22 protein-coding genes are annotated in these 21209 nt (G+C 53.7%); 14 read left to right on the top strand and 8 right to left on the bottom strand.

The window, feature by feature from the left end; translation table 11 throughout:
* The first annotated feature begins 166 nt into the window (after positions 1-166).
* The 3 genes from ACSOSI_RS11980 to ACSOSI_RS11970 are packed head-to-tail and all read left to right on the top strand — an operon-like array spanning position 167 to position 3301.
* Positions 167-403, top strand: coding sequence for a DUF1656 domain-containing protein (locus ACSOSI_RS11980; protein ID WP_012144944.1), 237 nt, complete (start codon positions 167-169; stop codon positions 401-403).
* A 3-nt stretch (positions 404-406) separates the two neighbouring features.
* Positions 407-1264 carry an efflux RND transporter periplasmic adaptor subunit gene (locus tag ACSOSI_RS11975; protein ID WP_115184780.1) on the top strand — a complete coding sequence of 286 codons (858 nt, stop codon included), beginning with the start codon at positions 407-409 and terminating at the stop codon, positions 1262-1264.
* 9 nt (positions 1265-1273) lie between these two features.
* Positions 1274-3301 (top strand): FUSC family protein, encoded by a 2028-nt coding sequence (locus tag ACSOSI_RS11970; RefSeq protein WP_476707145.1) that lies wholly within the window; start codon positions 1274-1276, stop codon positions 3299-3301.
* Positions 3302-3310: 9 nt separating this feature from the next.
* On the opposite strand, the gene sodC is transcribed toward ACSOSI_RS11970, so the two are convergent.
* A complete protein-coding gene (sodC, locus tag ACSOSI_RS11965; protein WP_476707144.1) occupies positions 3311-3832 on the bottom strand; it encodes a superoxide dismutase [Cu-Zn] SodC in 522 nt (173 codons plus the stop codon).
* Positions 3833-4072: 240 nt separating this feature from the next.
* Here sodC and ACSOSI_RS11960 point away from each other — a divergent pair, with 240 nt between their 5' ends.
* A complete protein-coding gene (locus ACSOSI_RS11960; RefSeq protein ID WP_476707143.1) occupies positions 4073-5923 on the top strand; it encodes a polyurethane esterase in 1851 nt (616 codons plus the stop codon).
* Positions 5924-5989: 66 nt separating this feature from the next.
* On the opposite strand, the gene ACSOSI_RS11955 is transcribed toward ACSOSI_RS11960, so the two are convergent.
* The 3 genes from ACSOSI_RS11955 to ACSOSI_RS11945 form a co-directional block, all read right to left on the bottom strand.
* The gene (locus tag ACSOSI_RS11955) at positions 5990-6886 is read right to left on the bottom strand and encodes an aldo/keto reductase (RefSeq protein WP_261277056.1); all 897 of its coding nucleotides are present in this window, start codon (positions 6884-6886) and stop codon (positions 5990-5992) included.
* Positions 6887-6985: 99 nt separating this feature from the next.
* Positions 6986-7225, bottom strand: coding sequence for a DUF1289 domain-containing protein (locus ACSOSI_RS11950; RefSeq protein WP_012144938.1), 240 nt, complete (start codon positions 7223-7225; stop codon positions 6986-6988).
* A 21-nt stretch (positions 7226-7246) separates the two neighbouring features.
* Positions 7247-8176, bottom strand: a complete 930-nt coding sequence (locus ACSOSI_RS11945) for a LysR substrate-binding domain-containing protein (protein WP_261277055.1) — start codon at positions 8174-8176, stop codon at positions 7247-7249.
* Positions 8177-8299: 123 nt separating this feature from the next.
* Between ACSOSI_RS11945 and ACSOSI_RS11940 the strand changes: the two genes are divergently transcribed.
* The 4 genes from ACSOSI_RS11940 (at position 8300) to nemA (ending at position 12648) form a co-directional block, all read left to right on the top strand.
* A complete protein-coding gene (locus ACSOSI_RS11940) occupies positions 8300-8941 on the top strand; it encodes an NAD(P)-dependent oxidoreductase (protein ID WP_261098604.1) in 642 nt (213 codons plus the stop codon).
* Positions 8942-9103: 162 nt separating this feature from the next.
* Positions 9104-10741, top strand: a complete 1638-nt coding sequence (gene eptA, locus ACSOSI_RS11935) for a phosphoethanolamine transferase EptA (protein ID WP_375190056.1) — start codon at positions 9104-9106, stop codon at positions 10739-10741.
* 103 nt (positions 10742-10844) lie between these two features.
* Entirely contained in the window at positions 10845-11465 is a 621-nt protein-coding gene (locus ACSOSI_RS11930) for a TetR/AcrR family transcriptional regulator (RefSeq protein WP_012144934.1), read from the top strand.
* A gap of 85 nt (positions 11466-11550) precedes the next feature.
* A complete protein-coding gene (nemA, locus tag ACSOSI_RS11925; RefSeq protein ID WP_476707142.1) occupies positions 11551-12648 on the top strand; it encodes an N-ethylmaleimide reductase in 1098 nt (365 codons plus the stop codon).
* 70 nt (positions 12649-12718) lie between these two features.
* On the opposite strand, the gene idi is transcribed toward nemA, so the two are convergent.
* Entirely contained in the window at positions 12719-13258 is a 540-nt protein-coding gene (gene idi, locus ACSOSI_RS11920; RefSeq protein WP_115184785.1) for an isopentenyl-diphosphate Delta-isomerase, read from the bottom strand.
* A gap of 331 nt (positions 13259-13589) precedes the next feature.
* On the opposite strand from idi, the gene gloA reads away from it, so the two are divergent.
* Both gloA and rnt read left to right on the top strand, forming a co-directional pair.
* Positions 13590-13997, top strand: a complete 408-nt coding sequence (gene gloA, locus ACSOSI_RS11915; RefSeq protein WP_012144931.1) for a lactoylglutathione lyase — start codon at positions 13590-13592, stop codon at positions 13995-13997.
* A 78-nt stretch (positions 13998-14075) separates the two neighbouring features.
* The gene (gene rnt, locus ACSOSI_RS11910) at positions 14076-14756 is read left to right on the top strand and encodes a ribonuclease T (protein ID WP_012144930.1); all 681 of its coding nucleotides are present in this window, start codon (positions 14076-14078) and stop codon (positions 14754-14756) included.
* 68 nt (positions 14757-14824) lie between these two features.
* On the opposite strand, the gene ACSOSI_RS11905 is transcribed toward rnt, so the two are convergent.
* Positions 14825-15172, bottom strand: coding sequence for a Grx4 family monothiol glutaredoxin (locus ACSOSI_RS11905; RefSeq protein WP_012144929.1), 348 nt, complete (start codon positions 15170-15172; stop codon positions 14825-14827).
* Positions 15173-15586: 414 nt separating this feature from the next.
* Here ACSOSI_RS11905 and ACSOSI_RS11900 point away from each other — a divergent pair, with 414 nt between their 5' ends.
* Positions 15587-16408, top strand: a complete 822-nt coding sequence (locus ACSOSI_RS11900; protein WP_012144928.1) for a C40 family peptidase — start codon at positions 15587-15589, stop codon at positions 16406-16408.
* A 193-nt stretch (positions 16409-16601) separates the two neighbouring features.
* Complete coding sequence (sodB, locus tag ACSOSI_RS11895; protein ID WP_012144927.1) at positions 16602-17180, top strand: superoxide dismutase [Fe]; 579 nt, start codon at positions 16602-16604, stop codon at positions 17178-17180.
* Positions 17181-17233: 53 nt separating this feature from the next.
* Here the strand turns inward: sodB and cydH are convergent, their stop codons facing one another.
* A complete protein-coding gene (gene cydH, locus ACSOSI_RS11890) occupies positions 17234-17323 on the bottom strand; it encodes a cytochrome bd-I oxidase subunit CydH (protein ID WP_004943739.1) in 90 nt (29 codons plus the stop codon).
* A 323-nt stretch (positions 17324-17646) separates the two neighbouring features.
* On the opposite strand from cydH, the gene purR reads away from it, so the two are divergent.
* The gene (gene purR / locus ACSOSI_RS11885) at positions 17647-18672 is read left to right on the top strand and encodes an HTH-type transcriptional repressor PurR (protein ID WP_012144926.1); all 1026 of its coding nucleotides are present in this window, start codon (positions 17647-17649) and stop codon (positions 18670-18672) included.
* Here the strand turns inward: purR and punR are convergent.
* Positions 18669-19613, bottom strand: a complete 945-nt coding sequence (gene punR / locus ACSOSI_RS11880) for a DNA-binding transcriptional activator PunR (protein ID WP_112363793.1) — start codon at positions 19611-19613, stop codon at positions 18669-18671. The genes purR and punR overlap by 4 nt on opposite strands.
* A 123-nt stretch (positions 19614-19736) precedes the next feature.
* Between punR and punC the strand changes: the two genes are divergently transcribed.
* Positions 19737-20945, top strand: coding sequence for a purine nucleoside transporter PunC (punC, locus tag ACSOSI_RS11875; protein WP_261129136.1), 1209 nt, complete (start codon positions 19737-19739; stop codon positions 20943-20945).
* Positions 20946-21209 lie beyond the last annotated feature (264 nt).

Below are 21209 nucleotides of genomic sequence, written 5' to 3'. Positions count from 1 at the left end.
AATTAGCATGCTAACATACCCTCCCAGAGTTTAGACTATTTTGAGTAACTAACATTAAAAACACAAATGTATATAATGTATATTGTGGAATTAGCCACCATTTTGGCCAGTTATTGTTTATTCTCTATGCAAAGACTCAACATATTCACTCATCGGGATTGTTAATGTGAATACTTCATGGCTCCATGCCTCGTCCCCGCTACCCGATTTGGTGCTGGGCGCCTCGCTTTATTTTCCACCCATATTTAAGGCTGTGTTGCTTGGCCTGGTTTTATGGCTACTGGTACACCACCTGTTGCGAGACTGGATTTATTCCGGCGAAATTTGGCATCCCATGCTGATGGATTTGTCTATTTTCGTCATTGCCGTCAGCGGCGCCCTGTGGCTTTTAGCAAGTTGGTAACCGATGACACATAAAACATTAAAATATTTTTCTACGGTAATCGTCTGCGCCATTGCCATCTGTGCCGGCTGGTGGTTGTGGAATTATTATATGCAATCCCCGTGGACCCGTGATGGAAAGGTACGCGCCGAACTCGTCAATATCACACCAGAAGTTTCTGGAAGATTAGAGAAAATAACCGTTCATGACAATCAGTTCATACCTGCGGGAAGTCTGATTTTTGCGATCGACCCCGTGCCATACCAGATTGCGCTCGACAATGCTGAGGCCGCACTGGCAAAAGCACAGTCCGATATGGCCAAAACCGACCATGAAGCGGCTCGCCGTCGCAGCCTGCCAAAAAATGTTATTTCTGCAGAAGATATGGATGAGTCAAATTTAGCAGCCCAGGCAATGAAAGCGGCCTATAAAGCCGCTCAGGCCAATCTGGAACAGGCCAAATGGAATTTAAGTAAAACTAAAATTTATGCCCCTACCGATGGCTATATCACCAATTTACAAGCCCGGGTCGGAAACTATGCCAGTGCCGGGACTCCGCTGGTCGCACTGGTCGACGTACATTCTTTTTATGTCCTCGGCTATTTTGAAGAAACCAAGCTAAAGCATATAAAAGAAGGCAATAAAGCGGATATCGTTTTATATAATGGCAACACTCAGCTCCGGGGCGAAGTAGAAAGCATCGGCCGCGCCATTTACGATCAGAGCGTTGAAAGCAGCAGTGATTTATTAATGGACGTGAAGCCCAACGTGCCTTGGGTACGGCTGGCACAGCGCGTGCCGGTGCGGATAAAGCTGCTGGATGTGCCTGCTGATTTACCCTTGGTCGCCGGCACCACCTGCACCATCTCCATTCATCAGTAAGGCTTACCAGTGAACCTGCCTTTTTTGGAATGGAACCGTACCCCCTGGGGGAAAGCCAGCGCTGGGCAATGGCGTTATGCGCTGCGCAATTCGCTGGCGATGTGCCTTTCGTTATGGGTAGCGTTCGTCCTCAATCTTGATGAGCCTTACTGGGCACTCACCTCAGCGGCGGTGGTCAGTTTCCCCACCGTCGGTGGCGTGATCAGTAAAAGCATCGGGCGAGTTTTCGGCAGTCTGGTCGGTGCTGCCGCGTCAATGGCCATCGCCGGTCATTGCCTGAACGATCCCTGGCTATTCACGCTGTTCATTGCCGCCTGGATCGGCCTGTGCACTTACATCTCCAATCATTATCAAAACAACGTCTCCTACGCCTTTGCATTGGCGGGCTATACCGCCGCCATCATTGCCTTTAGTACGGTCAACGTCACCGACACCCAGCAAATCTTTGATATCGCCCAGGCGCGCGTTTGCGAGGTGATTACCGGTATTCTGTGCGGCGGCCTGATGATGATGATCCTGCCCAGCACTTCGGACGGTGAAGCGCTATTAACCTCTCTGCGGCGCATGCACCTGCGGTTGCTGGAGCACGCCGCAATGCTGTGGCAACCCGAGATCACCATACAGATGCGCACGTCACATGAAGGGGTCATCGGCCAGATCCTGACCATGAACCTGTTGCGTATTCAGGCCTTCTGGAGCCACTACCGGCTGCGTCGGCAGAATAACCTGCTCAACTATATGCTGCATCAGCAACTGCGCATTACCAGCGTGATCTCCAGCCTGCGCCGCATGCTGCTGAACTGGCCGGATCGCCCGGACAACCTGGCGACCGCTTTGGATCAGCTGCTGAACGAACTGCGCAATCCCGATACCGATAAATACCGACTGGCCCGCATCCTGCAGCAGATCGCGCCACAGGATCCTGCCGATTACCGCCACCGCGCCTTTTGGCTACGTCTACGCCATTTCTGTTGGTTGTACCTTAACTGCAGCCGATGGTTGCAACGGTTGGAGAACGCCACCCCGGTCAGCGAGATACAGCCGCCACGTGTGACTTCTCTGGCTCGTCATACCGACAGTTACGAGGCCGCCTATAACGGCCTGCGCACTTTTCTGTGCATTATCCTCGGCTGCGCTTACTGGATTAACACCCAGTGGGATGCCGGCAGTTCGGCACTGACGCTGGTCGCCATCAGTTGCGTGCTCTATTCCTCCACACCTTCGCCGATCAACAGCATCACCACCCTGCTCAAAGCGGTAACGCTGCTTTCGATCGTCTGTTTTTTGGTGAAGTTTGGCCTGATGATTCAGATAGATGATTTGTGGCTGTTCTGCGCCTTCCTGTTCCCGGTGTTGGTCACCATGCAGATGCTCAAGCTGCAGAATCCCTCCTATGCTGCACTCTGGGGGCAACTGATCGTGTTTATGGGCTCGTTTTTGTCCGTCACCAATCCGCCAAGCTACGATTATCAGTCGTTTATCAATGACAGCATCGGCAAAATTGTCGGCGTGCTGTTGGCCGGTCTGGCGTTCCAGATCTTGCGGCCGAGCTCAGACAAACGCAAAAGCCGGCGCATTATTCGCGCCCTACGGCGAGACTTTATCGATCAACTGAGTAAAAAACCGCAGCAGAGCGAGAGCCAGTTTGAATCGTTGATTTATCACCGCATCAGCCAATTGAATCAAAGCCAGGATCAAGAGGCACGCAGTTGGTTATTGCGCTGGGGCGTGGTGCTGCTCAACTGCAGCCATATCGTTTGGCAACTGCGCGACTGGCAGACCCGCTCCGACCCGCTCTCGGCGGTGCGCGACGTCTGCATTCACTGTTTGCGGGGCATTATGACGGAGAAAGGCGTACAGCACCGTTCGCTGGACGCCAGCCTGCAGGAGCTGCAGCGCATGAGCAATGCGTTGGCGCACCACCCGGAACAGGCGGCGCGCGATCTTGCCGGATTAATTTGGCGGCTTTATTGTTCGTTGCAACAGTTACAGCAGGCGATCACCCCGTCTGACAGTACCGCGGCAACCGCGAGCTAAGCGTCTTTATCACTTAATGACGCCGCAGGCGAAACGCTCCCCTCCGCCCCCCAGCGGTTTCGGGCTATCGGCGTGGTTATCGCCTCCGGCGTGCACCATCAGCGCCTTGCCGGTTATTTCACTGATTTTTTTCAGCCGCGGCGCCAATAAAGGGTCGTTGGCCATGCCGTCGTTGGTCACGTAAATCGCCGGCAGATCCCCCAAATGGCCTTCGGCATAGGGGCCAAGGTGTTTACCGGTTTTTTGCGGATCAAAATGTCCGCCCGCGGCCAACGCCGCAACCGCCTTGCCCTCTTTCATCCCCGGCTCGCAACTGCCGTTCTCATGAACGTGGAAACCGTGCACGCCAGCCGGTAACGCTTTGAGCTGTGGGGTAAACAGCAGACCGTAGGGCGTTTCACTGATCGTCACTTTGCCAATCTCCTGGCCAATTCCCTGTCCGGTCACCAGATTCATGTCAACATCCGTCGTCGCCGCCTGGGCGACTCCGCAGGCCATCAGGCCGAAGGCCGCATACCAATAATGTTTCATTAATCAATCTCCTTGGATTTCCTGTGAGTATTGAGTATACGAGAATATGTGACGCCGATGCTCAAAATGAGCACAATTTTGCCGATCAAATTCGCATTATTAATAATTCATACTAATAATAATTCTACCGATGTCGGTCCTCTGACCAGCTGCCGTTCGGTATACCTTATTAACCTGCACAAGCTGCAACAGCTATTCAAAGATCACCCTGGCAATGCAGCAAATTCATAAGGAACTGATATGGGAATCTTTAATTATCAAGGGCTGGACGAGGAAAAGTCCAAGGCGTTATTCACTGACGCCCTGGCGATTTCCACCTATGCCTATCACAATATCGATAACGGCTTCGATGAGGGCTACCACAATACCGGTTTTGGGCTGGGCTTGCCCTTCACGCTGGTGACGGCGTTAATTGGTAGCACGCAATCACAGGGTGGGTTACCCGGTATTCCCTGGAACCCCGACTCGGAAAAGGCGGCGCTGACGGCGGTAAATGACGCCGGTTGGTCATTGATAGGGGCCGACCAATTGGGTTATGGCGGTAAAACCGACGCGCGTGGTACCTATTACGGTGAAACGCTGGGTTATACCACCGCCCAGGCCGAAGTATTGGGTAAATATGACAGCGAAGGTAATCTCACCTCCATTGGTATTGCTTTTCGTGGCACCAGCGGCCCTCGAGAATCCCTGATTACCGATAGCATTGGAGATTTGATTAATGACCTGCTGGCGGGGTTTGGCCCTGCCGGTTATGCCGATAATTACAGCCTGAAGGCCTTTGGTACCCTGCTGGGGGATGTCGCCAAATTCGCCCAGGCACACGGGCTGAGCGGCGATGATGTGACCATCAGCGGCCACAGCCTGGGCGGGCTGGCGGTGAACAGCATGGCGGCGCTCAGCGACGACAATTGGGGCGGCTTCTATGCGCAATCAAGCTATGTGGCTTTCGCCTCGCCAACGCAATACGAGACCGGCGGCAAGGTGATTAATATCGGCTATGAAAATGACCCGGTATTTCGTGCGCTGGACGGCACCACGTTAACCCCGGCAACTTTTGGCGTGCATGATGCGCCGCAGGAGTCCGCCACCAATAATATCGTTAATTTCAACGATCACTACGCCTCTGCCGCCTGGAATATTCTGCCCTTCTCAATCCTGAATATTCCAACCTGGCTATCCCATCTGCCATTCTTTTATCAGGACGGCTTGATGCGGGTGCTGAATTCAGAGTTTTATTCGCTGACCGGCAAAGACTCGACGGTGATTGTCTCCAACCTCTCGGATGTCACCCGCGGAACTACCTGGGTTGAAGATCTTAATCGCAATGCCGAAAAACACAGCGGCCCGACCTTTATTGTCGGCAGTGACAGCAATGATTTAATCAAGGGCGGCACCGGCAACGATTATCTTGAGGGGCGCGCCGGTAATGACACTTTCCGCGACAACGGTGGTTTCAATATAATTTCCGGCGGCGAAGGCAATAACACCCTGGATCTGCAGCAGGCATTGAAAAATAGCGAGGTCGCCTACGACGGCAATACGCTCTACCTGCGTGACGCCAAAGGCGGCATCACGCTGGCCGAGGATATTGGCACACTGCGCACGAAAGAAACCTCTTGGATAATCTTCAGCAAAGAGCTGGATCATCAGGTTACCAGCGCCGGATTAAAATCGAGCGAAGGGCTAAAAGCCTATGCTTCGTCGCTCAACGGCGGCGCGGGCGATGACAACCTGCAGGCGCGCGCCGGTGATAAATGGTTGTTCGGCAACGATGGCAACGACACCCTGCTTGGCCATACCGGCGGCAATTTAACCTTCGTCGGCGGCACCGGTAACGACGTCATACACAGTCAGGGCGGCAGCAACACCTTCCTGTTCAGTGGCGACTTTGGTCAGGACCAGATTTACGGCTATCAGGCGCAGGACAAACTGGTCTTTATGGGGACCGATGGCAGCAGCACGGGCGGTAACTTCCACGATTTTGTTTCTGAAGTGAACGACAATCTGGTGTTTAACTTTGGCGGCAATACGGTCACGCTGGTCGGACTGGGGCTTAACAGTCTGTCGGACGGCCAGGTGGTGCTGGCCTGAGCCCTGAAGAATCAAAAAGTAAAACCGGGCAGTCACCGCTGCCCGGCTTCTTCTGACAATGGTGATTTAAGGTACGTCGTAACCCAGGGCCGCCTTGCGAATACGGAACCATTGCTGACGACTCAACGTCAACTGCTGTGCCTGCAGCGCCGAACGCACGCGCTCAATCTTGCCGGAGCCAATAATCGGCAGAGGAGACGACGGCAACCGCATCACCCAGGCGTAGACCACCTGTTCGATAGTCTCGGCGCCAATCTCCAGTGCCACCGCTTGCAGCTCATCACGCAGTGGCTGGAATTCGGCGTCGTTGAACAGACGGCCGCCACCCAAACAAGACCAGGCCATCGGCTTGATGCGCAATTGCTGGCACTGATCCAGCGTGCCATCCAGAATAGCCGGCTGATGGATCGGCGAAATCTCCAGTTGATTGGTCACCAGTGAGAACGGCAGACGCGACTGCAACAGCGTGAACTGCGTCGTGGTGAAGTTGGATACGCCGAAATGGCGTACCTTGCCGCTTTTATGCAGCGCCACAAAAGCTTCAGCCACCTCATCGGCATCCATTAACGGATCCGGACGGTGGATCAGCAGCAGATCGAGGTAATCGGTATGCAGATGCTCCAGTGAGCGTTCCGCACTGTTAACGATATGCTCACGGTCAGTAATGTAGTGGCCAATCGGGTTACCCGGTTTGGCGGTGGTGGCGATACCGCATTTGGACACCAGTTCCATCGACTGGCGCAGTGAAGGCTTCAGGCGCATCGCTTCACCAAAGGCTTGTTCGCAGGCATAGCCGCCGTAAATGTCCGCATGGTCAGCGGTAGTGACACCCAGCTCAATATGCTGCTCTATAAACGTCAGCAACTGCTGTGGTGACATGCCCCACTCCATCAAACGCCAGTATCCGCAAATCATGCGGGAAAATTCAGGCCCCTGCGGCGCGAGTTGTACACGGTTTACCATTGTTGAAACCTCATGACATTGTTTAATGCCAGCATACACAAGCGGATAACACGGTGGGAAGCGGAAAGCCGCGCTTACGTGCGGCAGATCAGAAATGACTTAGAACAACGACGGTTGTTCCGGCAAGGGCTCATCCGGCTGTTTACTGGCTCGCTGCAGGCGCAGCAAGCGTTGGTGGCACAGACGCAGCACGTCGCGTTTTTGTGCATCGCTCATTTGCATCCAGCCAAAGCGTTCCTCGCGGCTGCGCAGGCAACCACGGCAAAAGCCGCGATCGTCGGCCTGACAAATGCCGCGACACGGGCTGGGGATATCAAAAAACTCGAGCTGCTGCGCCACACGTCCTCCTGCGTTCTCTTGCTAATTGAAGACGCCATCGGCGCCGCTGGCAAGTGACTTTTCGGCATGTCGGTGAAAATAGTCGCGTAAATAACGCAGCGCCTGACGATTTTTCTCCGGCATTGCCCGTTCTAGCGTCAGCGCGTGCAGCCGCAGCGGGGCCGGTCGCCATTCAGGCATCAGTTGGATCAGTTCACCGCGCTGCAATTCATCCTCTATTTCATACAGCGGTTGAATCGAGATCCCCAGACCGCTGCGGGTGAAGCCGCGCATCACGGTCATGCTGTCGCTGACGATCTGCCCTTCCGCCAGACGTAATTTTAGCTGCTGACCGCCCTGATGATGCAAATCCAGATGCGCACCGCTGAAAGCGCCCGAGATCCAGCGATGCTGCACCAGGTCCTGCGGCGCTTCCGGCACCCCGTGCTGGCTAAGGTAGCGCGGAGCTGCACACAGCACCATTGGCCATTCGGCCAGCGGGTGAGCAATCATATTGGCATCGGCAAGTTGACGATTGACCCGCAGTGCAATGTCGATCCGTTGTTCGATCATGTCGACGATTCGATCGTCCGCCAACACCCGCAGAGTCAGTTTGGGATGCGCCTGCAGCAGCGGTGCCAGCGCCTCTGCGAGCGGACGGCCACCGATGCCAATGGTCGTAGCGATACGCAGCTCCCCCACCAGAGTGTCACGCAACTCGGCCAGCCGTTGTTCAGCCTGCTGCGCCTGAAACAACATTGCCTCGCAGCCGGGGTGAAATGCTGCCCCTGCCTCGGTCAGCGCCAACCGTCGTGTAGAACGATGTAACAACGGCACACCGAGCGCTTTTTCCAACGAACGCATATGCTGGCTGACCGCCGATGGTGTCATGCCCAGCCGCCGGGCCGCGCCGGCAAAGGATCCTTCCGCCACCACGGTAGCGAAAACCGCCATTCGATTCAGTTTATCCACGATTATGAAGTTTTACTTACTCAAGAAAGCATGAATATGGCACTAATCAACCCTATTGTTAAGTACTACATTGTAGATACGCGCTCAGGTGAATCTGAGCTGATACACGACAGGAGCAAACAGATGAAAGTAGCCATTATTGGAGCAACAGGTTTTGTTGGCCGCCGCGTGGTGGAGGAAGCGCTGAACCGCGGTTTGCAGGTCACGGCGATTGCACGTCAGCAAAAAGATTTGCCCGACAACGCAAACCTGACCATCGCTTTGGGCGACGTCGCCGACACCGAATGGCTGGCAAAACAGCTAACCGGTCAGGACGCGGTAATCAGCGCCTTTAATCCGGGTTGGGCGGAAGAAAACCTGTACGAGAAAACCACCAGGGGCTCCCAACAGATCCTGGACGCGGTGAAAAAATCCGGCGTCAAACGCCTGTTGGTGGTTGGCGGTGCCGGCAGCCTGGAAGTGGCTCCGGGCGTTGAACTGGTCGATACCCCGCAGTTCCCGGAAAATATCCGTCCGGGCGCTCAGGCCGTACGTGATTTACGCAATAAATTGCGCAATGACTCTCAACTGGACTGGACCTATTTGTCTCCGGCGGCACTGCTGGAGCCCGGCAAGCGTACCGGTCAGTTCCGTCTGGGCACCACCAAACTGCTGATGAACGGCCAGGCCCCGGCGGGTATCTCCGTGGAAGACCTGTCGGTAGCGATTATCGATGAGATCGAAAAACCGCAGTTTATTAAAGCGCAATTTACCGCCGCCTATTAATCATTCTCGCCTTAATCCCCCGCGCCAGACCGCCCGGTCTGGCGTCTCTCAAGCTAAACCAAAATTAAACAACTCTGCCACCAAACTGAATCTCTAAGGTTTTCTTAAGTTTCATCCTGTAAATTTCAGCGCATTACACAATATCAGGATTCAGATTTGGCAATGTCGTTACGTCAACGCTTACAGTGCAACAGCCTGGGTTTTATCCTCGCCAGTGCCTTATTCTTCACTCTGTTCCAGAATGCGTTATTCCTTCATAAGGCCTGGTCGTATATCACCTTCGATAACCTCCACAGCGTGATTTTCGCCGCCACCATGCCGGTGGTGATTTTCTGTGCGCTGAATATTATTTTCAGCGTGCTGACCGTGCCGTTCTTGCGCAAGCCACTGATGATTTTCTTCCTGCTCGGCAGCGCGACCGCCAACTACTTTATGTTCAGTTACGGCGTGGTGATCGACGGCAATATGATGCAGAACGCCTTCGAAACCAATCCCCAGGAAGCAACGGCGCTGTTGACGCCACGCATGGGTCTGTGGCTATTCCTGCTGGGTATTCTGCCTGCGGTATTGGTTTGCTTTATCGAAATCCGTAAAACTCGCCCATGGTGGTACATGGTCGGGTTGCGTGCCGCTAACGTGATGCTCTCGGTAGTGGTGATCCTGATTATCGCCGCCCTGTTTTATAAGGATTACGCCTCGCTGATCCGCAATAACAAAAGCGTGGTGAAAATGCTGACGCCGTCGAACTTCGTTTCCGGCACCATCAAATTTACCCAGCAACGTTACTTCACCCGCAATTTGCCGCTGGTGAAAATCGGTGAAGATGCACGTAAAGGGCCAGTAATCACCGCACAGCAAAAGAAAACCCTGGTGATCCTGGTGGTCGGGGAAACGGCGCGTGCCGAGAACTTCTCATTGGGCGGCTATGAGCGTGAAACCAACCCTCGTCTGAAGCAGGACAACGTGGTGTATTTTAAAAACGCCAGCTCCTGCGGCACCGAAACCGCGATCTCCGTGCCTTGCATGTTCTCCAACATGCCACGCAAGGATTATGACGCCACCCAGGCTACCCATCAGGAGGGCATGCTTGACGTACTGGCGCATGCCGGTGTCAATGTGTTGTGGCGTGAAAACGACGGCGGATGCAAAGGTGCCTGCGATCGCGTGCCCCACGTTGACATGACCAAGCTAAAACTGCCGCAGGATTGCGACGGTGAAGTCTGCATGGATAACGTGCTGCTGTATAAACTGAACGACTACATCAACAGCCTGAAAGACGACGGCGTGATAGTGCTGCACCAGATGGGCAGCCACGGGCCGGCCTATTTCCGTCGCAGTACGCCAGAGTTCCAGAAGTTCTCACCCACCTGCAACAGCAATCAGATCCAGGATTGCAGCCACGAGCAGTTGGTGAATACCTATGACAACTCACTGCTGTATACCGACGCCATGCTGGACGACACCATCAAGCTATTGCAACAGCACAGCGACAAGTTCAACACCGCGCTGGTGTATCTCTCTGACCACGGTGAATCGCTGGGTGAAAATGGCATGTATCTGCACGGTACTCCTTACGTGTTTGCCCCAAGCCAGCAGACCCATGTCCCCTTCCTGATGTGGATGTCTGCGGACTATGAGCGCAACTTCAAGGTTGATCGCCAGTGCCTGAGTACCATGGCAGAAAAGGATGATATCTCGCAGGACAACCTGTTCCACACCATGCTCGGCATGCTGAACGTGCAAACCCGTGAATATCAACCGCAGCTCGATATTCTGCAACGCTGCCGGGGAGCCGCCTAAGGGCTTAACTTCCGCACTTTATTCAGGCAAAGTATCACTCGTCGTAACCGGCATTTTTATGCCGGTTTTTTTATTGTTATTGACCTAGACCAATCGGTCTATTATGCTGACACCCATTATGACTAAACATGCGCACTGCCCTACAGATACCCGTGAACATTTGCTCGCTACCGGCGAGACCCTCAGCCTGCGCCTCGGTTTTACCGGCATGGGACTGAGCGAACTGCTGAGCACGGCGGGCGTGCCAAAAGGCTCGTTCTACCACTACTTCCGGTCGAAGGAAGTGTTTGGCGAAGCGATGCTGCAGCGCTATTTCGAACACTATGATGCGGCAATGCAGCAGCTGTTTGCCGACGATAAAGGCGATGCGCGCCACCAATTGTTAAGCTATTACGCACAGGCGATCAGCTACCACTGCCGCAGCGAATGCCATAACGCCTGCCTGGCGGTGAAATTGTCTGCCGAGGTGAGCGACCTGTCGGAGCCCATGCGTCATGCGCTGGAAACCGGCAGTGCCCGGGTGATTGGTCACCTGCAGGATACGATCGAACGCGGGATCCGCGAAGGTTCATTGTCGCTGGCCATGAGCCCGGCGGCCACGGCGGAAACGCTGTACTCCCTGTGGCTTGGCGCCTCTTTACGCGCCAAAATCCGCCACTCGGTCGCCCCGTTGACCAGCGCGCTGGAAAGTATTGAACTGTTGTTGCGTCCGGCGCAGCGCTAAAAAAAACCTGATTTATCATGAATTGCCGCATTGGGCGGTTTTACATTCGTTACTAGTCGACCGGTCTATTAATATAGGATGCACTATGAAGATTGAAAAATTGTTCTCCCCGCTGAAGGTTGGCGCTGTAACCCTGCCGAACCGCGTGTTTATGGCCCCGCTGACGCGCCTGCGCAGCATTGAGCCTGGTGATATCCCGACGCCGCTGATGGGGGAATATTATGCCCAACGCGCCAGCGCGGGTCTGATTGTCACAGAAGCCACCCAGATTTCTTTCCAGGCGAAAGGCTATGCCGGCGCACCGGGGCTGCATACCCCAGAGCAGATCGCCGCGTGGAAAAAGATCACTCAGGCTGTGCATGACAAAAACGGCCATATCGCCGTTCAGCTGTGGCACGTGGGCCGTATTTCCCATAACAGCCTGCAGCCAGGCCAACAGGCTCCGGTTGCCCCTTCTGCGATCAATGCCGACACCCGTACTACCGTGCGTGACGAAACCGGGGCCTGGGTACGAGTACCAACCTCTACCCCTCGCGCCCTGGAAACTGAAGAGATCCCTGGCATCATTAACGATTTCCGCCAGGCGACTGCCAACGCTCGTGAGGCCGGTTTCGACTTTATCGAACTGCATGCGGCGCACGGCTATCTACTGCACCAGTTTATGGCTCCGGCATCTAACCAACGTACCGATCAGTACGGCGGCAGCATCGAAAACCGTACTCGCCTGACACTGGAAGTGGTTGACGCCAGCATCGCTGAATGGGGTTCAGAACACGTCGGTATCCGTATTTCACCGCTGGGCCCGTTCAACGGCCTGGATAATGGTGAAGATCAGGAAGACGCGGCGCTGTATCTGATTGAAGAGCTGAACAAGCGTAACATCGCTTTCCTGCACATTTCCGAACCCGACTGGGCCGGTGGCAAGCCTTACTCCGATGCCTTCCGTGACTCGGTACGCGCCCACTTTAAAGGGGTGATTGTCGGTGCCGGTGCCTATACCGCCGAGAAAGCAGAAGAGCTGATCAATAAAGGCTTTATCGACGCCGTGGCCTTTGGTCGCAGCTATATCGCCAACCCGGACCTGGTTGAGCGCTTCAAGCAGAGCGCTGAGCTGAACGAACCTAAACCGGAAACTTTCTACGGTGGTGGTGCTGAAGGCTACATCGACTACCCAACGCTGTAAGTAAAACAGCAAAGCCCGCCGGTATGCCAATGCCGGCGGGCTTTTTGCCATTTAGGGGGAAACCTGTCAGTTAACTCGCAGCCAACCTTGCCCAACGTTCCATTTCATTGGCGCCAAGATCCTTCATTATTGTCAGAAACCAAACGGTAAACTTTTCAGGATTGCGCGTTGTTTCATCCGTTAATTGCTGAATATCAGTCCACGACCAACTATGGGCCTCTTCAGGCGCCCCCTGCGGCTTGCCGTCAAATAAACCGACGTAGATATGATCGAATTCGTGCTCAATTAAATCGCCGGGTACCGCAGCCTGATAGGTAAAACTGGAAACTTGTTGTAGCTCAGTGCTGAACCCCATCTCTTCCTGCAGGCGGCGCTGAGCCGCGGCCAGCGTTGACTCACCCCAGCGCGGGTGGCCACAGCAACTGTTGGTCCATAGCCCGGCCGAGTGATACTTACTGAATGCCCGCTGTTGCAACAGCAGGCGGCCCTGGCTATCAAAGATAAAAATTGAAAATGCCCGGTGCAGTAACCCCTGTTGGTGTACCCGCGTTTTGCTTTGGGAGCCAATGGCATTATCATCAGCGTCCACCAGAATTAGCATTTCATCCATTGATCGGCTCCTTCGGCAAACGCGATGTTCTCGTACTGAAAAAAGTCATATTAACCAGATCCAAATTTATAAATTAATCCCGCCCAATCCGGACGCAACAACGTTATCGTGACGCGCCATCCCTTGCAGTGGTTATAGTACCTATTTCCACCCGCCACACGGCGACAAAGTGTGCGGTTGTGTTACCCTGCCGAACTGATGAGTGACAACGTCACTGATGTAGTAATGCTCCCTGCCGTGGCATACATTGAAATCCCTTATGCGGCAACGCTATACTGGATTTGCTTCAATCCATCCGCCATTGGCAACGGCACATCCAATCAGAGGAATTATGCGCTTACTCCATACCATGATCCGCGTCGGTGACCTGCAACGCTCCATCGACTTCTATACCAAGGTATTAGGCATGCGCTTGCTGCGTACCAGCGAGAACCCGGAATACAAGTACTCACTGGCGTTTGTAGGCTATACCGATGAAAGCGAAGGTGCGGTGATTGAACTGACCTATAACTGGGGCACCGACAGCTACGAAATGGGCACCGCATTCGGCCACCTGGCACTGGGTGTGGATGATGTCGCCGCAACCTGTGACAGCATTCGTAATGCCGGCGGCAAGGTCACTCGCGAAGCCGGCCCGGTCAAGGGCGGCACCACGGTTATCGCCTTTGTTGAAGATCCGGACGGTTATAAAATCGAACTGATCGAAAACAAACACGCCGGCCACGGCCTCGGCCACTAAGGTCAACCAGGGGCGCTTACTGCGCCCTTGTTTTTCCCGCGTGATTACCGCCTGCAACCGGGCGCAAAATTTGCCATAATGCGCGCTGCATTCGATGAAGATAAGAAACTGATGGCCGAAAAAAGTGATCTTAACGCCCTGAGTGGCCGTTTTCGTGGGTTTTACCCCGTAGTAATAGATATAGAAACTGCCGGATTTAATGCCAAAACTGACGCGCTGCTGGAGATTGCCGCCGTTACGTTAAAAATGGATGAAGACGGCTGGTTGCAGCAGGACGAAACCCTGCATTTTCACGTGGAGCCTTTTGAAGGTGCCAACCTGCAACCCGAAGCGCTGGCTTTTAACGGCATAGATCCGAGTAATCCCCTGCGCGGTGCGGTCAGTGAATACGATGCACTGCACGCTATTTTTAAAGCGGTGCGCAAGGGCATTAAGGATCGCGGTTGTAACCGGGCGATAATTGTGGCGCATAACGCCAATTTTGATCACAGTTTCCTGATGGCTGCCGCCGAGCGTGCCAGCCTGAAACGCAATCCTTTCCATCCTTTCGCCACCTTTGACACCGCGGCGTTAAGCGGACTGGTGTTGGGACAAACGGTACTGGCCAAAGCCTGCATTGCCGCCGATATTCCCTTCGATAGTGCCCAGGCCCATTCAGCGCTGTATGATACCGAGCAAACTGCTCAGCTGTTCTGCGAGCTGGTTAACCGCTGGAAACGCCTTGGCGGTTGGCCGCTGGCGGTCACGAATACCGACTAAGAAAAAAATCGGGCGGCCCAGTATTAGCTGGCACCGCCCGATGACTTCCAACAATAAAACCGAGCCGATTATGGCTGCTGGTCTTCCTGCTGTTTGTACTTCTCTGCCGTTTCTTTGATCAGCTGCTGCAATTCGCCGCGCTGATACATTTCCATGATGATATCACAGCCGCCTACCAGCTCACCGTCTACCCACAGCTGCGGGAAGGTCGGCCAGTTGGCGTATTTCGGCAACTCGGAACGGATGTCCGGGTTCTGCAGAATATCAACGTAAGCAAAGCGTTCGCCACAGGCAGACAGTGCCTGCACGGCTTGCGCCGAGAAACCGCAGTTTGGCAATTTCGGTGAACCTTTCATGTACAGCAGAATTGGGTTCTCAGTGATCTGGTGCTGAATTTTTTCAATCGTCGTCGTCATTATATTGCTTCCTCAAGCCAAATCTCATGGCTACAACATGCATCACACTGGCTATTGTAGCGGCTGGAACAGTTGCAAGAAAACGCCATCTTTTGCAAGGGCATTCCCCCGTTGTCAGTCGCGTCTCACCGGCAGGGCCTTTCCGGTCAAAACATATGCTCAGAATAACATTTTTAATCCGGCCATTTCACTAATATATTTCCTGTCAAAAAGTGCACATTAATAAATTCCCTGGCGGTCATTGTTGGTTTTTTATACATCAACAGTTTGATTTTTCGGCAAAAAAAATGCTATTAACGTTTTCTCACAATATGGATTATCATTTATGAGTTCTTCGCTGTTTTATATGGCGAAATTCGGGAATACTGTCACTCATTCGATATCTGTTCCGGGGCCAAGGTTGGTAACGTCGACATGCGTTTAATTCTTACGCTTTTTGTGCTGTTGTTTACACAGCTATTCTTTAATCTGGCGCATGCAGCGCCACAGGCACGTGTTGCCGCTGAGCAGCGCAAGAGCCACGTAAACGAAGCCCGGCCGGATGACCGCAAGAAAAAGAAAGCGGTTAAGGCCAGCAGCAAAAAAGTAAAAGTCACTACTCCGCAGAAAACCGCCAAGGTCTCCAAAGCCAAAACAGAAAAAACCGCTAAAAAGATCGTTAGCGCAAAATCGAAAAACAAAACTCATAAAATAGCCAAAATTAAAGTGACCCCGCCGAAGAAGGGCTATAAAAAAGGCTATGGGCGCCATCGTGAAACCGGTATGGCAACCGCCAAATTGGTGGCTGACGAAAAACCATTGAAGCTCAGCCCTGCGCACAAAAAACGCTACCAGCATGCCAAGCAAACCGCGATGGCCAAGCTGATGGATCAAATGGGTAAACCTTATCGCTGGGGTGGCTCCTCGCCAAGAACCGGCTTTGACTGTAGCGGTCTGATTTATTACGCCTATAAAGACATCGTTAAAATTAAAATGCCGCGTACCGCCAACGAGATGTATCACCTGCGTGACGCAGCGCCGATCAAGAAGAGTGAGCTGGAAAGCGGCGATCTGGTGTTCTTCCGCATTAACAACCGCGGCGTGGCCGACCATGTTGGGGTTTATTTGGGTAACGGCAAATTCATTCAGTCCCCGCGTACCGGTGAAGAAATCCGCATCAGCCAGCTCGATAACGACTACTGGCAAAACCACTACATCGGCGCACGCCGGGTAGTCACGCCAAAAACCATTCGATAAGCACCCTTGCGGCTGGCGCTGTCAGCCGCTCTCCCCTGATCATTTCCCCAAACCTCGTAGTCATAGCCAATCCCTTGCCCGTTCCCCCTGTAATTCATCGCGAAAATTGCTAAGCTAAATACCCACAATAAAAACAGGCCAATCTCATGCCCGTTGTTACGACGGTGGACTGGCACTGTACAAGGAGAAAGCAATGTCGTTCGAACTTCCTGCATTACCTTATGAAAAAAACGCCCTCGAACCGCACATTTCCGCAGAAACTCTGGAATACCATTATGGCAAGCATCACAACGCCTACGTGGTGAACCTGAACAATCTGCTGAAAGGCAGCAAGTTTGAAGGGTTGTCCCTCGAAGAGATCGTTAAGGCCTCTGACGGCGGCATCTTCAACAATGCGGCCCAGGTATGGAACCACACTTTCTATTGGCACTGTCTGTCGCCACAGGGCGGCGGTGAGCCTGAAGGTAAACTGGCCGTGGCGATTAATCAGGCATTTGGTTCTTTCGCCGAATTTAAACAGCAATTCAGCGACGCCGCAGTGAAAAACTTTGGCGCAGGCTGGACCTGGTTGGTGAAAAAACCGGAGGGTTCGCTGGCGATTGTTAACACCTCGAACGCAGCGACACCGCTAACCGGTGATGATAAACCGCTGCTGACCGTCGACGTTTGGGAACACGCCTATTACATCGATTACCGCAACGCACGACCTGCCTACCTGGAAAACTTCTGGGCACTGGTTAACTGGGCATTTGTGGAAAAGAACCTGGCGTAACGCGGGGAAAAACAATCAGGCGCAGCGGGCTGCGCCTGTTTTACTTGAGGGGATCAGTTCAAAGCAGCGGTGAAGCTGAAAGCAATAATCACGGCCAGTGCACAAACGGTGGTGAACAGTGACATTTTCAGATCGGTATCCATTACAACTCCTTTTCAGATTGGGTTTCCCAAGGGTAAAAGGCACACAATTAATGCGTCAAACCATTTTCACACAGTTGAACAATAAAATCTTGTTATCATTTCCCGGTTTATTATACCGATTACCTCTTCCACTTTGGCTCAATATGGGACAAAATTCGCAGTTCACAACTGTGTACCGGCAAAATGCCCCTCCTGATCAAGCGCTGACGACTTCAACACACTAAAAACTCAGTTTTCGCTTCTTTGGAGAAGGATCTACGCAGGCAAACGATTAACATCACACTTACATACTGCAACATGTGAGTTCAGGAGTCATTCTTTACATGGCAACGATTAAAGATGTGGCCAAACGCGCTGGCGTTTCCACCACCACCGTTTCGCACGTCATCAATAAGACTCGTTTCGTCGCCGAAGAGACAAAAGCGGCCGTTGGCGCTGCGATTAAAGAGCTGCATTACTCACCCAGCGCCGTAGCGCGCAGCCTGAAGGTCAATCACACCAAATCGATTGGCCTGCTGGCCACCTCCAGCGAAGCCCCCTACTTTGCCGAAGTGATCGAGGCGGTAGAAAACAGCTGCTACAGCAAAGGCTATACGCTGATTTTATGTAACTCGCACAACAATCTGGACAAACAGCGGGCCTATCTGGCGATGCTGGCGCAAAAGCGTGTCGATGGCCTGCTGGTGATGTGTTCGGAATATCCAGACCAATTGCTCGGCATGCTGGAAGACTACCGCAACATCCCAATGGTCGTGATGGACTGGGGCGCGGCCCGCGGTGATTTTACCGATAGCATCATTGATAACGCCTTCGCAGGCGGCTATCTGGCCGGGCGGTATCTGATTGAACGCGGTCACCGCGATATCGGAGCCATTCCAGGCCAACTGTCGCGCAATACCGGTGGCGGCCGCCATCAGGGCTTTTTAAAAGCCATGGAAGAAGCCAATATTGAAGTACGTGACGAGTGGATTGTTCAGGGTGACTTTGAGCCGGAATCCGGCTACAAGGCCATGCACCAGATCCTGTCGCAAAAACATCGCCCGACCGCGGTATTCTGCGGCGGCGACATCATGGCGATGGGCGCGATCTGCGCCGCCGACGAACTTGGGCTGCGGGTGCCACAAGACATTTCGGTGATTGGCTACGATAACGTGCGTAACGCCCGCTATTTCACCCCGGCACTGACCACCATTCATCAACCCAAAGAGCGTTTGGGTGAAATGGCGTTCACCATGTTGCTGGACCGTATTATCAGCAAGCGTGAAGAGTCGCAGGTGATTGAAGTGCATCCGAAACTGATTGAGCGTCGTTCGGTCGCTGACGGCCCATTCATCGATTACCGCCGCTAATTGCTAATGCCGGAGGCCGCTGTGGTTTCCGGCACCACTTCGCTTAGCCATTCCTGATTCAGCGTTTCACTGTCCCCCAGGTAATCCAACAGCCAGGCCATCGCCGGTGATGGCGTATTCTGCTGCCAGGTCAGACAACAGGGGCTGGCCGGAAACGGCTGCTGCAGCTGCAACGCTACCAGTTCCCCACGCTGCACCAATGGCAAGGCCTGATGCGCCGGCATCATGCCAACGCACAGGCCGGCACACAGACAATCCAGCGCCGAGGCCCAGTCCGGCACCACCAGCCGCCGTTGGTTGTCCAGTGTCCAGGTGACCCGCTTGGGCAGGTTGCGCGAGGTATCTTCCAGACACAGCGACGGGAAAGGCCGCAGTTGCTCATCTTTCAACAGGCCATCCATCATCGCCAGCGGATGCTGCGGACTAACCACGCACAGCCAGCGCATGTCGCCCATATCGCGAAAGGCAAACCCGCCGCCGACCGGCACCGCACGCGTCGCCCCAATCGCCATATCAGCACGCCCGTCCACCAGCGCATCCCAGACGCCGTTAAACACCTCAGGTTGAACCATCAGTTCTACGTCGGGGAAATGGCGATAGAAGTCCAGTACCAGTTGGCGGCAGCGCTGGGGTTTAACAATGATGTCTACCGCAATTTTCAGTTGGCCACGCCAACCGTTAGCCACCTGCTGACACTGGCGGCGGGTGTCGAGCATTTTTTTGATGACACTGCGTGCCTCCTGCACAAACACCACGCCGGCCGGGGTCAGTTCCACGTCACGATGACGCCGTTCAAACAGCGGAACCGCCAGCCATTGTTCCAATTGCCGCACGGTATAACTGACCGCCGAGGGCACTCGGTGCAGCTCATGCGCCGCTGCGCTGAAGCTGCCGGTGCGGGCGACCGCATCTACCACATCGAGAGAATATTCAGACCACATAACCTTGCCTTCAATTTTTTTAACAGCACCTCGCAAATATTACCGTTTCACAAGCAGAGATCCAGCCGGATACACTTGCCGGCGCTAAAAACCTGCGACAATAAAATATTAATGAGAAATACCATGCGAAATTCCTTTGGTTTTATGTTCTATCTTGCCGGCCTGAGTATGCTGGGTTACCTGGCCACCGACATGTACCTGCCCGCCTTTGGCATAATGCAGCAAGACCTGCAAATTTCCGCCGGGGCGATCAGCGCCAGCCTGAGTATCTTCCTGGCCGGCTTCGCCTTTGCTCAATTGCTCTGGGGGCCACTTTCCGACCGCCTCGGCCGTAAACCGGTGTTGCTGATTGGCCTGGCGCTGTTTGCCCTGGGTTGCCTTGGCATGCTGTGGGTACAAAATGCCGTTCAACTGTGGTCACTGCGTTTCATCCAGGCCATTGGCGTCTGTTCCGCCGCCGTTACCTGGCAGGCACTGGTGATTGACCGCTACCGTGAAGGCAAGGCCAACCGGGTCTTCGCTACCATTATGCCGTTGGTGGCACTTTCACCAGCGCTGGCGCCGTTGGTCGGTGCCTGGCTGTTGAACCACATGGGCTGGCGTGCCATTTTTGCCGTGCTGCTGGGCATTACCGTCATTCTCCTGCTGCCGACTCTGCTGTTGAAAGAAAACGCTAAACCCTTGCCTTCCGCAGAAAAGAAAAACAGCCTGACCTTCTGGCAACTGCTTAAATCCCCGGTGTTCAGCGGCAGCGTTACCATCTTTGCCGCCTGCTCAGCCGGCTTCTTCGCCTGGCTGACCGGTTCACCCTTTATTCTTGGCGATATGGGGTACAGCCCAAATGATATCGGCCTGAGCTATGTGCCGCAGACCCTGGCCTTCCTGTTAGGGGGTTATGGCTGCCGCACCGCGTTAAATCGCATTAATGGCAACACCTTACTGCCGTGGCTGCTGGTAGCTTATGGCATCAGCATGGTGGCGTTATATCTGGTTGCCACGCTGACCGAACCAACGCTCACCACGCTGCTGATCCCGTTCTGCGTGATGGCGCTGGTCAACGGTGCCAGCTACCCAATCGTAGTGGCGAATGCGTTAACCCCGTTCCCGGAAGGCACAGGCAAAGCCGCAGCGCTGCAAAACACCCTGCAGTTGGGGCTGTGTTTTGTCGCCAGCATGCTGGTATCGGCCTTTATCGAACAGCCGCTGTTGGCAACGGTGACGGTGATGGTTTCTACGGTAGTATTAGCCGCATTGGGCTATATGCTGCAACGGGGAAAAGTGATGGATGAACAGCAGGCGACGCGACAGGAACATGCTAACTCTGCGTCATAATTGTATGTATTAATAATCACTTAAAGAATATTTTTGCCGAGTGCGATTTACAGTTGAGTAAGCGCCTCGGCAAGCCTATACTCAAAACGACCTTTTAAAATAACACTTTTATAATTTCTTTATCACAAATTGCTGTTGTGTACGCGTATGGCGTCACACTTTTTTAAGGATTGTCTTTCCAGCGTTTCTTGCGCAGGAACCTTCTTAAAATTTTCCTCTGTTCATAGTCGGATATCAGACGCCACGGGACTTTTTACCGTAGGT

Source organism: Serratia sp. AR11, assembly GCF_056376275.1.
Note: the sequence above shows the minus strand (reverse complement) of the source record. Positions and strands in the feature narration are given on the sequence as shown.

Bases quoted from the DNA above. Each gene is read 5' to 3' on its own strand.
- ACSOSI_RS11975 (WP_115184780.1), top strand. From the start codon at position 407: ATGACACATAAAACATTAAAATATTTTTCTACGGTAATCGTCTGCGCC.
- sodC (WP_476707144.1), bottom strand. From the start codon at position 3,832: ATGAAACATTATTGGTATGCGGCCTTCGGCCTGATGGCCTGCGGAGTC.
- ACSOSI_RS11960 (WP_476707143.1), top strand. From the start codon at position 4,073: ATGGGAATCTTTAATTATCAAGGGCTGGACGAGGAAAAGTCCAAGGCG.
- ACSOSI_RS11955 (WP_261277056.1), bottom strand. From the start codon at position 6,886: ATGGTAAACCGTGTACAACTCGCGCCGCAGGGGCCTGAATTTTCCCGC.
- ACSOSI_RS11940 (WP_261098604.1), top strand. From the start codon at position 8,300: ATGAAAGTAGCCATTATTGGAGCAACAGGTTTTGTTGGCCGCCGCGTG.
- eptA (WP_375190056.1), top strand. From the start codon at position 9,104: ATGTCGTTACGTCAACGCTTACAGTGCAACAGCCTGGGTTTTATCCTC.
- ACSOSI_RS11930 (WP_012144934.1), top strand. From the start codon at position 10,845: ATGCTGACACCCATTATGACTAAACATGCGCACTGCCCTACAGATACC.
- nemA (WP_476707142.1), top strand. From the start codon at position 11,551: ATGAAGATTGAAAAATTGTTCTCCCCGCTGAAGGTTGGCGCTGTAACC.
- idi (WP_115184785.1), bottom strand. From the start codon at position 13,258: ATGGATGAAATGCTAATTCTGGTGGACGCTGATGATAATGCCATTGGC.
- gloA (WP_012144931.1), top strand. From the start codon at position 13,590: ATGCGCTTACTCCATACCATGATCCGCGTCGGTGACCTGCAACGCTCC.
- rnt (WP_012144930.1), top strand. From the start codon at position 14,076: ATGCGCGCTGCATTCGATGAAGATAAGAAACTGATGGCCGAAAAAAGT.
- ACSOSI_RS11905 (WP_012144929.1), bottom strand. From the start codon at position 15,172: ATGACGACGACGATTGAAAAAATTCAGCACCAGATCACTGAGAACCCA.
- ACSOSI_RS11900 (WP_012144928.1), top strand. From the start codon at position 15,587: ATGCGTTTAATTCTTACGCTTTTTGTGCTGTTGTTTACACAGCTATTC.
- sodB (WP_012144927.1), top strand. From the start codon at position 16,602: ATGTCGTTCGAACTTCCTGCATTACCTTATGAAAAAAACGCCCTCGAA.
- cydH (WP_004943739.1), bottom strand. From the start codon at position 17,323: ATGGATACCGATCTGAAAATGTCACTGTTCACCACCGTTTGTGCACTG.
- purR (WP_012144926.1), top strand. From the start codon at position 17,647: ATGGCAACGATTAAAGATGTGGCCAAACGCGCTGGCGTTTCCACCACC.
- punR (WP_112363793.1), bottom strand. From the start codon at position 19,613: ATGTGGTCTGAATATTCTCTCGATGTGGTAGATGCGGTCGCCCGCACC.
- punC (WP_261129136.1), top strand. From the start codon at position 19,737: ATGCGAAATTCCTTTGGTTTTATGTTCTATCTTGCCGGCCTGAGTATG.